At 65.6% G+C, this 13690-nt stretch carries 14 protein-coding genes; 5 read left to right on the forward strand and 9 right to left on the reverse strand.

All coding sequences use genetic code 11. The features are described 5' to 3' along the window. Window positions 1-22 precede the first annotated feature (22 nt). The 9 genes from IEV83_RS00635 to IEV83_RS00675 form a co-directional block, all read right to left on the reverse strand. Window positions 23-856 (reverse strand): ABC transporter permease, encoded by an 834-nt coding sequence (locus IEV83_RS00635; protein WP_371873389.1) that lies wholly within the window; start codon window positions 854-856, stop codon window positions 23-25. Between the two features lie 2 nt (window positions 857-858). Continuing rightward, entirely contained in the window at window positions 859-1572 is a 714-nt protein-coding gene (locus tag IEV83_RS00640) for an ABC transporter permease (RefSeq protein ID WP_181758335.1), read from the reverse strand. A gap of 72 nt (window positions 1573-1644) precedes the next feature. Then, on the reverse strand, window positions 1645-2421 hold the full coding sequence (locus IEV83_RS00645; RefSeq protein WP_181758336.1) for an ABC transporter substrate-binding protein: 777 nt from the start codon (window positions 2419-2421) through the stop codon (window positions 1645-1647). Window positions 2422-2602: 181 nt separating this feature from the next. Then, window positions 2603-3889, reverse strand: a complete 1287-nt coding sequence (locus tag IEV83_RS00650) for a molybdopterin molybdotransferase MoeA (RefSeq protein ID WP_181758337.1) — start codon at window positions 3887-3889, stop codon at window positions 2603-2605. After that, window positions 3876-4421: a molybdopterin-guanine dinucleotide biosynthesis protein B gene (gene mobB / locus IEV83_RS00655; RefSeq protein ID WP_181758338.1), complete on the reverse strand. Its 546-nt coding sequence runs from the start codon at window positions 4419-4421 to the stop codon at window positions 3876-3878. Before mobB ends, IEV83_RS00650 begins: the two co-directional genes overlap by 14 nt. Beyond that, the gene (gene mobA, locus IEV83_RS00660; RefSeq protein WP_181758339.1) at window positions 4418-5077 is read right to left on the reverse strand and encodes a molybdenum cofactor guanylyltransferase MobA; all 660 of its coding nucleotides are present in this window, start codon (window positions 5075-5077) and stop codon (window positions 4418-4420) included. The genes mobB and mobA overlap by 4 nt, the downstream gene beginning before the upstream one ends. Next, on the reverse strand, window positions 5074-5988 hold the full coding sequence (gene fdhD / locus IEV83_RS00665; RefSeq protein WP_181758340.1) for a formate dehydrogenase accessory sulfurtransferase FdhD: 915 nt from the start codon (window positions 5986-5988) through the stop codon (window positions 5074-5076). The genes mobA and fdhD overlap by 4 nt, the downstream gene beginning before the upstream one ends. Window positions 5989-6154: 166 nt before the next feature. After that, window positions 6155-6613 carry a BLUF domain-containing protein gene (locus IEV83_RS00670; protein WP_181758341.1) on the reverse strand — a complete coding sequence of 153 codons (459 nt, stop codon included), beginning with the start codon at window positions 6611-6613 and terminating at the stop codon, window positions 6155-6157. A 158-nt stretch (window positions 6614-6771) separates the two neighbouring features. Beyond that, window positions 6772-7227 carry a BLUF domain-containing protein gene (locus IEV83_RS00675; RefSeq protein ID WP_181758342.1) on the reverse strand — a complete coding sequence of 152 codons (456 nt, stop codon included), beginning with the start codon at window positions 7225-7227 and terminating at the stop codon, window positions 6772-6774. Window positions 7228-7548: 321 nt separating this feature from the next. On the opposite strand from IEV83_RS00675, the gene IEV83_RS00680 reads away from it, so the two are divergent. From IEV83_RS00680 to fdh3B, 5 genes are all read left to right on the forward strand, one after another. Beyond that, window positions 7549-8724, forward strand: coding sequence for an Mrp/NBP35 family ATP-binding protein (locus IEV83_RS00680; RefSeq protein WP_181758553.1), 1176 nt, complete (start codon window positions 7549-7551; stop codon window positions 8722-8724). A 377-nt stretch (window positions 8725-9101) separates the two neighbouring features. Next, window positions 9102-9815, forward strand: coding sequence for a TorD/DmsD family molecular chaperone (locus IEV83_RS00685; protein WP_209002922.1), 714 nt, complete (start codon window positions 9102-9104; stop codon window positions 9813-9815). A 52-nt stretch (window positions 9816-9867) separates the two neighbouring features. After that, window positions 9868-10101: a twin-arginine translocation signal domain-containing protein gene (locus IEV83_RS00690; protein ID WP_209002923.1), complete on the forward strand. Its 234-nt coding sequence runs from the start codon at window positions 9868-9870 to the stop codon at window positions 10099-10101. Between the two features lie 89 nt (window positions 10102-10190). After that, window positions 10191-13064, forward strand: a complete 2874-nt coding sequence (locus IEV83_RS00695) for a formate dehydrogenase subunit alpha (protein WP_181758343.1) — start codon at window positions 10191-10193, stop codon at window positions 13062-13064. A 12-nt stretch (window positions 13065-13076) separates the two neighbouring features. Further along, entirely contained in the window at window positions 13077-13676 is a 600-nt protein-coding gene (gene fdh3B / locus IEV83_RS00700) for a formate dehydrogenase FDH3 subunit beta (RefSeq protein WP_181758344.1), read from the forward strand. The last annotated feature ends 14 nt before the right edge of the window (window positions 13677-13690 follow it).

Raw genomic sequence — 13690 nt, forward strand, 5'->3', positions numbered from 1 at the left:
GGGCAGAGGGCCGGCGCCGCGATCAGGCCGATCGTTTCAGATGGCGGGTCAACCGGGCTTCCAGCCGGTCCCAGATCCGCCGCAGGCCCTCGACCATCATCAGGTAGAGGACGGCGGCCCAGATATAGGCCTGGAAGTCGTAGGAACGGGAGAAGGACCGGCGGGTATGGCCCATCAGGTCGAAGATGGTGATGATTGAGACGATGGCCGAGCCCTTGATCATCAGCACCAACTCGTTGCCATAGGGGCGCAGCGCGACGATCAGCGCCTGCGGCAGGATGATCCTGAAGAAGGTGACGCCCTTGCCGAGGCCGAGCGAGGAGGCCGCTTCCCACTGTCCCTTGTCGATGTTTTGAACCGCGCCGCGCAGGATCTCGGCCTGATAGGCCGCCGTGTTCAGGGTGAAGGAGAAGATCGCGCAATACCAGGCATCGCGGAAGAACCACCAGAGACCGATGTCGCTGAAGAAGCCCCGGAAGCTGCCAAGGCCGTAGTAGATCAGGAAGAGCTGCGCCAACAGCGGCGTACCCCGGAAAAGATAGACATAGCCATAGGCCAGCCCGGACAGGATGGGATTGCGCGAGCTGCGCGCCAGGGCGATCGGCAAGGACAGCAGCGCGCCAAGCACCATGGACAGCGCCACCAGCTCGATGGTGACGACGGCGCCCTCAAGATACTGGCTCCAGTATCGCTGGACGAACGGCGACATCACGTTGTTGGCCAGATACAGAAGCAGGACGGCGCCGGACACAATCCACAGCGCCATCAGCACATGGCCGGCGATCCGGGTGCCGGTCCAGCCGCGCTCCGGGGCGGGGGGCGGCTTGCGCGCGGCAATGGGGGCAAGGGTGTTCACGCTCATCTGGGCACCTCGCCGCGCCGGCTCCAGGCATCGATACGGCTGAGTCCGGCGGAGGAGATGATCGACAGCGCCAGATAGATCAGGCAGGCGGTGCCGAAGAACAGGAAGGGCTCCTTGGTCACCCGGGCGGCGACGCCGGACCAGCGCAGCAGATCCTCAAGCCCGATCACCGACACCAGCGCGGTTTCCTTCAGGAGGATCAGCCACAGATTGCCGAGCGCGGGAAGGGCAAGGCGAATGAGCTGCGGCGCGATCACCAGCCACATGGTCTGCCCCTTGCTTAGGCCGAGCGCATAGCCGCCCTCGTATTGCCCCTGCTTGATGCCGCGAAATGCGGAGAGGAAGGCCTCCGACGCATAGGAGGAGAACACCAGCGACAGGGCCACCATGCCGGCGACGAAGGCATTGACGTCCACATTGGCGCTTGGGTCGAACTGCCGGACCAGCTCGTTGAGCAGGAGCTGCACACCGTAATAGACGAGGAACAGGGTCAACAGCTCAGGCAGGCCACGAAAGAGGGTGGTGTAGATATTCGCCGCCGCGCGCATCGACGCCTCCGAGGAGGTCTTGGCGAGGGCAACGAGAAAGCCGACCACGAGGCCGAGCGGCAGCGAGGCAAGCGCCAGGGAAACGGTGACCAGGGTACCGCGCGCAATCTGGTCGCCCCAGCCGTTGTCGCCGAAGGAAAGCAACATCAGGGCATCGGTCATGAAGGCCGCCTTGCGAGGCGCGATGCGGCGGCGGGCCGCCGCATCGCGTTTGGCATCATCTGTCGCGGTCGATCAGTCGCCGTAGACGTCGAAGTCGAAATAGGACGACTGGATCTTCTCGTAGGTGCCATCGTCGCGAATCGCCTGAATGGCGGTGTTCAGCATGGCCTTCAGGTCATCTTCGCCTTTGCGGATGGCGATGCCGATGCCTTCCCCGTAGATCTCCGGGTCCGGCGTCAGGGTGCCGAGCAGTTTGCAGCAGGCGCCATCCTTGGAGGCAAGCCAGTCCGAGAGCACGACCACATCGTCGATCGCCGCGTCGAGCCGGCCCGAATCGAGGTCGAGCTTGTACTCATCCGGCGTCGGATAAAGCTTCAACTCGGCCGATCCGAGTTTGGCCTCGGCATAGTTGGAGTGGGTGGTCGAGGACTGGGCGCCGAGCAGCTTGCCGGCAAGCGCCGCGTCGGTGGCTTCGGTGATGTCGCTGTCCTTGGGCACGGCAATGGCCGGCGGCGTGCTGTAATACTTGTTGGTGAAATCGACCTTTTCCCGCCGTTCGTCGGTGATCGACATGGACGCGATCACCGCGTCGAACTTGCCGGCCTGAAGCGCGGGAATCATGCCGTCCCAGTCCTGCACGACGAATTCGCACTCGACCTTCATCGACGCGCAGAGCGCATTGGCGATGTCGATATCGAAGCCGACCAGCTTGCCGTCGGAGGTGAGGTTGTTGAACGGAGGATAGGCGCCCTCGGTGCCGATCCGCACCTTTGTCCAGTCCTTGGCCTGCGCCCCGCCGAGCGTGGCCAGGACCAGTGCGGTTGCGGCCGCGAGCTTCAACAATTTCATGGTGCTTGTCCCCTGTGGTTCTGGTTGTTCGTCCGGATGCGGCTTGTTTGTGCGCCGCTTCGTAGATCAGCGGTCATACTCCCACCAATTTCATCCGGATTTCAACAACCTTGCGCAGCGGCAGGGGCAAATTTCCCATCTCTTCGGAAGCTGGAAGACAGGCGGCGGAGGGGCGGTGCACTCAGCGGGCGCGCAGGCCCAGCTCCGGAAACGGGAGAAACGCGACCGCTTCGCCGGCCACCACCGACACCGTGTCCTCGGGAATCTCGATCAGCCCGTCAGCCTCGCGCAGGCTGGTGATCAGGCCGGAGCCGTCCCGCTCGAACTTGCGCACGACCGTGCGCCCTTGCGTATCGGTGGCAAGGCTGCCGCGATAAAACTCGCGCCGACCCGGCTTTTTCTGCGGCACGGAGAAGTCGGCGGGCACCTGAAACCGGCGCGGCTCGGCAAAGCTGCCGCCGCCCATCACCGACAGCACGGGCCGCACATAGAGCAGGAAACAGACCATCGCGGCCACCGGGTTGCCAGGGAGGCCGAAGGTTAGGCAGTCGCCGATCTGGCCGAAATTCATCGGCCGGCCGGGCTTGATCGCCAGCTGCCACATGTGCCGCTTGCCGATGGCATCGAGTGCCTCGACCAGGTGGTCCTCATCGCCGCGCGAAGCACCGCCCGTGGTCAGAATCGCATCATGATCGGCCGCCGTGCGGGCGAGCGCCGCGCGCACTGTCTCCGGATCGTCGGGCAGAATGCCGACATCGGTGATCCGGGCGCCGAGGCCATCGAGCAACGCGCGCAAGAGGTAGTGGTTGCTGTCGTAGACCCCGCCCTTCGGCAGCGGCGCTCCCGGCCGGCGCAATTCGTCGCCGGTCGAGACAAGCGCCACGCGCAGCCGAGAAAACACCTCGACCGTTGACGTGCCGGTGGAGGCGATCGCTGCAAGCTCTTGCGGGCGCAGGCGGGTTCCCGCTTCCAGAAGCGGGCTTCCGGCGGCGACATCCTCGCCGGCACGGCGGCGATTCGCGCCTGCCTTCAGTCCAGCGGGGATGATGATGAAGGGGCGTCCGTCCTGCTCGTGGGTTTCGCAGTCCTCCTGCATGGCCACCGTATCGCCCCCCTCCGGCATCGTCGCGCCGGTGAAGATGCGCGCCGCGCTGCCCGGGAGAAGCGGCGCCGTGGCCGGATGGCCGGCGGCGATCCGGGCGGAGATCGGAAAGAACCCGCCGGTTGCCGCATGATCGGCGGCGCAAAAGGCATAGCCGTCGACCGCCGAGTTGTCGGTGCCGGGAATGTTGCGGTCCGAGATGATTCCTTTCGCCAGCACCCGGTCGCTCGCCTCCTCAAGAGGAACGGTTTCCGTGCCGGCCACCGGGCGGACCCGATCTCTCAGGATCGCCAGCGCCTCGTCATGGCGCAGCCGGTCGCCATCATGAAGGAAGCAGTCGTCGAGCAAGCGTTTAGCGCCGGTCATGGCGAAGGTCTCCCGGGTCAGCAAGACCGCAGTGATGAAGGATGAAGTCGGCGATGGCCGGAATGTCGTCGAGGTTGAAAAGCGGTAAGCCGCCGCCGTCCTCGGTGCAATCGCTGGCAATCGCCCGGATTTGCGGATCGCGCGGCGCCAGCGGTTCGCCGCGCACCGCGTCCTGGCGGCGCACCTCCAGCTTGGGGTGCCCCTCGCGCTTGTAGCCTTCGATTAGCACCAGATCGCAGGGCGACAGCCGGGCAAGGATCTCGCCAAGCGGCGGTTCGCTCTCCTCCCGCAGTTCGTGCATCAAGGCCCAGCGCCGGCCGGAGACCAGGGCCACCTCGTTGGCACCGGCCTCGCGGTGGCGCAGGCTGTCCGTGCCCGGATGATCGACATCGCAGCCATGATGGGCGTGCTTGACGGTGGAGACCTTGTGGCCGCGCGCGGTGAGCTCCCGCACCAGCCGTTCCACCATGGTGGTCTTGCCGGAGTTCTTCCAGCCGGTCACGCCGAACACCGGGGGCAGGGCGCCGGTCATGGGGCGCTGCCCGCCAGCGCGGCCGCGGCCTCTTGCAGGTCCTCGGGCGTGTTGATGTTGAAGAACGGGTCGCGCCCGCCGGGGGGCGGGGTGAAATCGGCGCGGGCATTGGTATGGCGCTCGACAAAGGCCAGTACCTTGCGGGTGGTGCCCTCGATCAGGAAGCGCTCAAGCTCGTCGGTCAGTGCCACCGGCCAGTAGCCGAAGACCGGGTGGTATTTTCCGGACGCCTCGGCAAGGACGATGGTTGGTGCCGCCGGGTCCCGTTCGGCCAGCAGCCGGGAGACCAGATCGGCGGGGAAGAAGGGGGTGTCGCCGGCCACGGTGACGATGCCTTCGACCTGAGGAAAATGGGCGCGCACATGGGCCAGCCCGGCCAGCACTCCGGCGAGCGGTCCGGCAAAGCCCTCGACCGGGTCGGCGATGACCGGCAGGTCAAACCGGGCAAAGCGCGCCGGATCGCCATTGGCATTGAGAAGAATGTGCTCCACCTGCGGGCGCAGTCGGTCGATGACATGGGCCAGCATCGGCCGCCCGCCAAGCTCCATCAGCGGCTTGTCGCCGCCGCCCATGCGCCGCGCCAGTCCGCCGGCGAGAACACAGCCGACCACCGGCCCGTGGGAAAGATGCGCCGCGCTCGGGGGCAAGCCGCTCATGTGTCCGTCTCCTCGGCGCGCGCGCCCTTGCGCCGGTGGCGGGGAGACTCATCCTCCGCCTCGCCGGGCGCCATGTCATAGACGATCCGCTCGCTGCCGGACAGGACGACGAAACGCTTGCCGCGTGCCCGGCCGACGAGGGTCAGGCCGACCCGTCGGGCCAGCTCCACGCCCCAGGCGGTGAACCCGGAGCGCGACACGAGAACGGGAATGCCCATCAGCGCGGTCTTGATCACCATTTCGGAGGTCAGGCGCCCGGTGGTGTAGAAGATCTTGTCGGCGGCCGGCACATTGTTGAGCCACATCCAGCCGGCGATCTTGTCGACCGCGTTGTGCCGGCCGACGTCTTCCATATAGGCCAGCGGGCGGTCCTGCTGACACAAGACGCAGCCATGGATCGCCCCGGCGGCGAGATAGAGCGACGGCTGGGTGTTGATCTTCTTCGTCAGCGCGTAGAGCCAGGAGGTGTGAAGCCGGGCATCCGGGTCGAGGGCGATTTCATCAAACCGCTCCATCACGTCGCCGAACACGGTTCCTTGCGCGCAGCCGGAGGTGCGCACCTTCTTCTTCATCTTCTCTTCGTAGTCGGTGGCCCGCTCCGTGCGCACCACGACCACCTCAAGATCCTCGTCGTAGTCGATGCCGGTGAGCACATCGTCCGGCCGCAACATGTTCTGATTGAGCAGGTAGCCGACAGCGAGCAGGTCGGGCCGGTCGCCGATGGTCATCATCGTGACCACTTCCTGCGCATTGAGGAAAAGGGTCAGCGCCCGCTCGGAGACGACCCTGAGGTCGACCGGTTTGCCGTCCTGGTCCAGGCCGGTGACGGGCTGCGACAGCCGGGGATCGTCCGGATCGGGGCGAATGTGAAAATCAGGCAGCGGGGCGTTAAGAACGCGGCGGTCGCGCAAGGGCTTCTCCCTGGGGGCGTCATCTCGATCCGGGCAGGATCAGGCCCCAAACTATGGGCAGGGATGCAAGCGTGACAAGGGGGCGGACGCCGCTGCGACGGTTCGCCCGCCGGCCGGCCGCATATTGGGCCGGACCGGGCGGCGAGAGGTCAGGCCCTGAGCGGCGTCAGGCGGTCATCACATCGCGGTCGACCGACGAACGGCCGATTCGCGCGGCGCTGAAGATCAGCACCGAGATGAGATCGTCGTAGCGCACCTGTTCCGGGGCGGTGGCAATGGGCAGAAACAGGCTGGCCAGCACGCCGTCGTAGGCGTCCATGGTGTCGGTGAAGAACAGCCGGCTGTCGGGGAACAGGCGCTTGGTATCCTGCCGCCGGTCGATCACCACCGGGCCGCTGTGCCGGGGATCCTGGCTGAGGCGCGCATAGGTCTCCTCGACCGTTTCTTCGGGGCCTTCCAGAACCTGAAAGAAGTTGTTGCCGGCCAGAAGGAGCGCGCCGGTGATCCCGGTGCGCGCGTTGTTGCGCCGTGCACTCGAAATGATGAGGTCGACCTCTTCATCGAGTGGCAGCGTCATGTGTGCGTAGTTCAGCTTGCTCCGATAGCAAAGCCGTGTGACAGCCATTCCCGGCACTCCCGCCTTGAGCGTTTCTCAATGACGGCACCTTAGCTGCGACACCTTTGGGCTGCGTAAAGCGGTCGGGGTGAATGTTGAACAGTGTCATTAACTTACCGGAAAGGACAGCGTCCTTTCCGGTCGGGATGTCACCACCGGATGGTGCGCTACACGAGCATTGCGGTATGGGTGAATTCCGCCGATTTCAGCACGCCGGAGACCGGGGCCAGTGCCGCGCCGACGCCCTCCAGCGACCGGCGACCGCTCAGGGCGGCAAGCCTTGCGAACTCGTGTTCCTGCTGCCCGCTGTCGTGGCGATGGTCGCCGAAATAGAGCCAGCAATGGGGGAAGAGACGGGAGGCGACCTGACCGCTGGCCAGCACTTCAAGGGAGGTTAGCCGCCGGTCGCGGCTTGCGCAGTCGAGGGTGTCGGCGATGCTGTCCGCCTCGCCCTCGATCCATTGCAGCACGTGATCGGAAAACAGCAGCAAGGCGCCGGTCACGCCGTTTAGCCGGTTGAGCTGCCGGGCCCGGTGAAGCGTCCGTTCGATCTCCTGGTCCGCAGGCTGAGGAATCCTGCGCCAGTCGATGTCGGCGCGGTAGCAGATCGCATTGAGGGTCATGATCTCGCCCTCCCGTTTTCTGTTGCGTTCCTTGTCCGTCAACAAGCCTGGGCGGCGCTGATTGACGTTAAGTTAAGGTTGCACCCGAGGCGTCGTATTTGTAGGTAATTTTCATCACATTTTAGCGATTTCACGTGGCATGCTTGCCAAAACCTTAACCGGGGAGGGGGCTGCCGTTTTTTGTCGCACCCTTGTGGGTTTTGGCTTGCGGAGCCGCTGGACGGTTCCCTTCGCCCCCATGCCGGACTAGGTTCCTGGGCAGAACTGGCAAGACGGCGCTTGGAGAGACACGGAATGTTCTGGAAGAAAAAGGACGGCGAGATGCCGACCCGCGAAGAGGTGCTGGCGGAGCTTGCCAAGGTCAAGGGACCGGACCTTGAAGGGGATATCGTCTCGCTCGGGCTGGTGTCGGATGTGTTCCTGTCAGAAGGGCGGGTGATCTTCTCGATCACCGTGCCGGCGGAGCGGGCGCAGGAGCTGGAGCCGCTCCGCCAGGCGGCGGAGAAGGTGGTGTCGAAGCTGCCGGGCGTGAAGAAGGTGCTCGCCGCGCTGACCTCCGAGCGCAAGCCGGGCAGCGCACCGGTGCGGCCCGCGCCGGCCGCGGGCGATGCGGCCAGTGTTCCGCCGCCGATGCAGGGGCGCGGCGGTGCCGCAGCCAAGGGCAAGGAGCCGGCCGCCGCCAAGCCCGGGGTGCCGGGCGTTGGCGCCATCATTGCCGTTGCTTCGGGCAAGGGCGGCGTGGGCAAATCGACCACCACCTGCAATCTGGCGCTGGCGCTTCAGGCCAACGGCCTGCGTGTCGGCGTGCTCGATGCGGATATCTACGGCCCGTCGATCCCGCGCCTGTTCCGGGTGTCGGGCCGGCCGGAACCGGTCTCCGGCCGGATCCTCAAGCCGCTGGAGGGTTATGGCATCAAGGTGATGTCCATGGGCTTCCTCGTTGAGGAAGAGACGCCGATGATCTGGCGCGGGCCGATGGTGATTTCGGCGATCACCCAGATGCTGCGCGAGGTCGCCTGGGGTGAACTCGATGTGCTGGTGGTCGACATGCCGCCGGGAACGGGCGATGCCCAGCTCACCATGGCGCAGAACGTGCCGCTCGCCGGCGCGGTGATCGTCTCCACGCCGCAGGATCTGGCGCTGATCGATGCGCGCAAGGGGCTCAACATGTTCCGCCGGGTCGATGTGCCGCTGCTCGGCATCGTTGAGAACATGAGCTACTTCCTTTGCCCCGATTGCGGTGGCCGGCATGACATCTTCGGTCATGGCGGCGCCCGGGAAGAGGCGGAAAAGCTGGGCGTGCCCTTCCTCGGCGAAGTGCCGCTCGACATGGCCATTCGCGAAACCTCCGACGCCGGCACGCCGGTGACCGTGACCGATCCCGACGGCGCTCATGCCGCCGTCTACAAGGAGATCGCCCGGCGGGTCTGGGCGGAGGTGGAGCGCAACCGCGCCGAGGGCCAGCGCGACGCTCCGAAGATCGTGCTGGAAAGCTGAGCCGCGCCACGCGACGGGGCGTGGCGCCAAGTCGAACAGGACGCCGGGCAGGGGCATCGCGCACCTGCCCGGCATCGCGCATCGCTCGTGAGTCGCGGCTCTTGCGGGCTGGAAGCGGGCACCTCCTCAGGGCCGACGGACAGCTTTTTCGGGGGAAAGAATCCGAAGCTTCCGAAGCGCAGGGACAGGCGAGATGCTGCGTCGCAGCATATGCGCGACCCTTCGCTTATGCATTCTGTGTTGTTGTCTGTCTTTATTTCCCAAAATGGCCGGAAAACGGCTTGAAAATGAAGGGATTAGCGCCCGCAGCGCAAAAATGAATTCAATTGCCGGTCCTTTTCCGCATGGCTATTCTACGGAGGAGGGAGACTGTCTGAATGACGGCTGCAGCAATGAATCCCGAGGGGTCCAACCTATCGACACCTGAGCGCGTCCTCGCGCCCGATCCCGCACGCATCGCGCCGGAAGATCGGGACCGGGCAGCGCTTTATGGCATTCTCGCCAGCGCGCTGGAAGCGCCGGTGACGCGCGACTGGCTGACGGTCGTCTCCGCCTTGCCCGGAAGCGGCGGTGGGCCGATTGGCGAGGCGCTTTCCGATCTGGCCTCGGCGGCTGCCGGCACCACGCCGGAGCGGGCCGCGCGGGACTATCACGACCTGTTCATCGGCGTCGGGCGCGGGGAACTGGTGCCCTACGCCTCCTACTACCTGACCGGTTTTCTCAATGAAAAGCCGCTGGCGTTGCTGCGCCAGGAGATGCGCCGTCTTGGCGTGGAACGGGACCCGTCCGTGCGCGAGCCGGAAGATCACATCGCCGCCCTGTGCCAGATCATGGCCGGCCTGATCGAGGGCAGCTTCGGCGATCCGGGAGACCCGGCCGCGCAGGGGCGTTTCTTCCGGGCGCATCTGGGCAACTGGGCTCCCTATTTCTTCAAGGATCTGGCGGCCTCGACCACAGGCCGGCTGTACCCGGCGCTCGGCCGGCTGGGGCAGGTGTTTCTGGATCTGGAAGAGCAGGCCGACACGCTGTTCGCAGCGGAGCGGGCCACGGGCGGCGACCCCCCGGAGACTGATGGCGCGCCGGGCGCGTGAGCCGGGATGAGACGTGAAATGTGACGAGCGTGGCGTCTTGAGACGCCGACGGATGAAGATCGAGACGATCGAGGAGACGGGCATGACGCGGAAGGACAAGGGCAAAGAAGCCGGTATCGAGGCGGATCGGCGCGGCTTTCTCAAGCTTGCCGGGCTTGGCGCGGTGGCTGGATCGGCGACGCTGGTTGGCGGCGCCGCGCAGGCGGCCGAAACACCGTCCGAGACGGCGGCCGGTTATCGCGAGACCGAGCATGTGAAGGCGTTTTACGCCAGCGCCCGCTTCTGAAACGACACCATGTGGCGCGCCCGTTCTTGTGCGGGGCGCCGGGGCGCGTCGGCTGGATCGCTTGAGCGCGCGACTGAGGGAGAAACGAGATGCTGAGGAAGAAGACGAGCGCGTCGGCCCGTCGGACCCGGTTGTCATCGGCAATCGAGGCCATCGGCACGAGTGCGATGGACCGCCGTGCCTTTCTGCGCCGCTCCGGTCTCGCGGCGGGCGGTCTTGCCGCCGCCGGCGCCCTGACGGGCGGCATGGTGCGCAAGGCGGAGGCCGCCGGGCCGACATCGGCGAAGGTCGAGATCAAGAAATCGGTCTGCACCCATTGTTCGGTTGGCTGCACGGTGCTGGCCGAGGTGCAGGACGGGGTCTGGACCGGACAGGAACCCGGCTTCGACAGCCCGTTCAACCTCGGGTCCCATTGCGCCAAGGGCGCCTCGGTGCGCGAACACGCCCATGGCGAGCGGCGGCTGAAATACCCGACCAAGCTGGTCAACGGCAAATGGGAGCGGATTTCCTGGGATCAGGCGATCGACGAGATCGGCGACCAGATGATGAAGATCCGCGAGGAAAGCGGTCCGGACAGCGTCTACTGGCTCGGATCGGCCAAGCACAGCAACGAGCAGGCCTATCTGGTACGCAAGTTCGCCGCCTTCTGGGGCACGAACAACGTCGACCATCAGGCCCGGATCTGTCACTCCACCACGGTCGCAGGTGTTGCCAACACCTGGGGCTATGGGGCGATGACCAATTCCTACAATGACATTCACAACAGCCGGGCGATCTTCCTGATCGGCGGAAATCCGGCCGAGGCCCATCCGGTCTCGCTGCTGCATCTCTTGAAGGCCAAGGAAGAGAACAACGCGCCGTTGATCGTCTGCGATCCGCGCTTCACCCGCACCGCGGCCCATGCCTCGGAGTATGTGCGGCTGCGGCCGGGAACGGACGTGGCGCTGGTCTGGGGTATTCTCTGGCACATTTTCGAAAACAGCTGGGAGGACCGGGAGTTCATCCGCCAGCGCGTGTGGGGCATGGACCAGATCCGCGCGGAAGTGGCGAAATGGACGCCGGAGGAAACCGAGCGCGTGACCGGCGTTCCCGGATCGCAGCTCCGGCGCGTGGCGCGCACCCTGGTGAACAACCGGCCCGGCACGGTGATCTGGTGCATGGGCGGCACCCAGCACTCGAACGGCAACAACAACACCCGGGCCTATTGCGTGCTGCAGCTGGCGCTCGGCAACATGGGCAAGGCGGGCGGCGGCACCAACATCTTCCGCGGCCATGACAACGTGCAAGGGGCGACCGATCTTGGCGTCCTGGCCGATACCCTGCCGGGCTATTACGGCCTGTCGGAAGGCTCCTGGAAGCACTGGTCGCGGGTCTGGGATGTCGACTACGACTTCCTGCTCAGCCGGTTCGGCTCCAAGGAGCTGATGGAACGCTCCGGCATTCCGGTGTCGCGCTGGATCGACGGCGTGCTTGAGGACAAGGAGAACATCCAGCAGCCGGACAATGTGCGGGCGATGGTGCTGTGGGGCCATGCGCCGAATTCGCAGACCCGGCTCCCGGATATGAAGGTGGCGATGGAGAAGCTCGACCTGATGGTCGTGATCGATCCCTATCCGACCATGTCGGCGGTGCTGTCGGACCGCACCGACAATGTCTACCTGCTGCCGGCGGCCACCCAGTTCGAGACGTCCGGATCGGTCACCGCCTCCAACCGCTCGCTGCAGTGGCGCGAGGCGATCTTCGATCCGCTGTTCGAATCCCTGCCCGATCACACCATCGCCCACAAGTTCGCGGTGAAGTTCGGCTTTGCCGACGAGATGTTCAAGAACATCGAGGTGAATGGCGAGGAGCCGCTGATCGAGGACCTGACCCGCGAGTTCAATCGCGGCATGTGGACCATCGGCTACACCGGCCAGTCGCCGGAGCGGCTGAAGCTGCACATGGCCAATCAGCATACCTTCGACCGCACCACGCTGGAGGCGCGCGGCGGTCCGTGTGACGGCGACTATTACGGTCTGCCGTGGCCGTGCTGGGGCACGGCGGAGATGAAGCATCCGGGTACGCCGATCCTCTACGATCCGTCGAAACCGGTGGCCGAGGGGGGGCTGACCTTCCGCGCCCGCTTCGGCACCGAACGCGATGGCGACAACCTGCTGGCCGAAGGAAGCTGGTCCGCCGGCTCGGAAATCGAGGATGGCTATCCGGAGTTCACCATGGCCATGCTGCAGAAGCTTGGCTGGGACGGTGACCTGACCGACGAGGAGCGGGCCGCCATCGACGCGGTGGCCGGGGAGAAGACCAACTGGAAGACCGACCTGTCCGGCGGCATCCAGCGGGTGGCGATCAAGCACGGCTGCGCGCCCTTCGGCAATGCCAAGGCGCGTGTGGTGGTCTGGACCTTCCCCGACCCGGTGCCGCTGCACCGCGAGCCGCTCTACACCAACCGGCGCGACCTGCTCGACAAATACGCCACCTATGACGACAAGGTGTTCTGGCGTCTGCCGACCGCCTACAAGTCGATCCAGGAGAAGGATTTCTCGGGAGAGTTCCCGATGATCCTGACCTCGGGGCGGCTGGTCGAATACGAGGGCGGCGGCGACGAAACCCGGTCCAACCCGTGGCTGGCCGAGCTGCAGCAGGACATGTTCGTCGAGGTCAATCCGCGCGATGCCAACAACCTGGGCATTCGCGATGGCGAGATGGTCTGGGTGCACGGGCCGGAGGGCGGCAAGGTCAAGGTCATGGCAATGGTGACCGAGCGGGTCGGCGAGGGCGTTGCCTTCATGCCGTTCCACTTCGGCGGTCATTTCCAGGGCGAGGACCGCAGGTCGAAATATCCGAAGGGGGCGGATCCTTATGTGCTGGGCGAGGCGTCGAACACGGCGCAGACCTACGGCTACGATTCCGTCACCCAGATGCAGGAAACCAAGGCCACGCTGTGCCGCATCGAGCGCGCGGCGTAAGGGGAGCAGATCATGGCACGGATGAAATTCCTCTGCGACGCCGAGCGCTGCATCGAGTGCAACGCCTGCGTCACTGCCTGCAAGAACGAGCATGAGGTGCCCTGGGGCATCAACCGGCGCCGGGTGGTCACCATCCAGGACGGCAAGCCGGGTGAGCGCTCCATCTCGGTGGCCTGCATGCATTGCTCGGACGCGCCCTGCATGGCGGTCTGTCCGGTCGATTGCTTCTACCAGACCGATGAAGGGGTGGTGCTGCACTCCAAGGATCTGTGCATCGGCTGCGGTTACTGCTTCTATGCCTGCCCGTTCGGCGCGCCGCAGTATCCGCAGGCGGGCAATTTCGGCTCGCGCGGCAAGATGGACAAATGCACCTTCTGCGCGGGCGGTCCGGAGGCCGACAACTCCTCGGCCGAATACGCCAAATACGGCCGTAACCGTCTGGCTGAGGGCAAACTGCCGCTCTGCGCCGAGATGTGTTCGACCAAGGCGCTTCTGGCCGGCGATGGCGATGTGGTCTCGGCGATCTACCGCGAGCGCATTGTGGCCCGTGGGTTTGGCTCCGGCGCCTGGGGCTGGGGCACCGCCTACGAACAGAAGGCCGGCAACATCTAGGAGCGGGCGATCCC

The sequence above is a fragment of the Stappia taiwanensis genome (assembly GCF_014635285.1).
Taxonomy (GTDB): domain Bacteria; phylum Pseudomonadota; class Alphaproteobacteria; order Rhizobiales; family Stappiaceae; genus Stappia; species Stappia taiwanensis.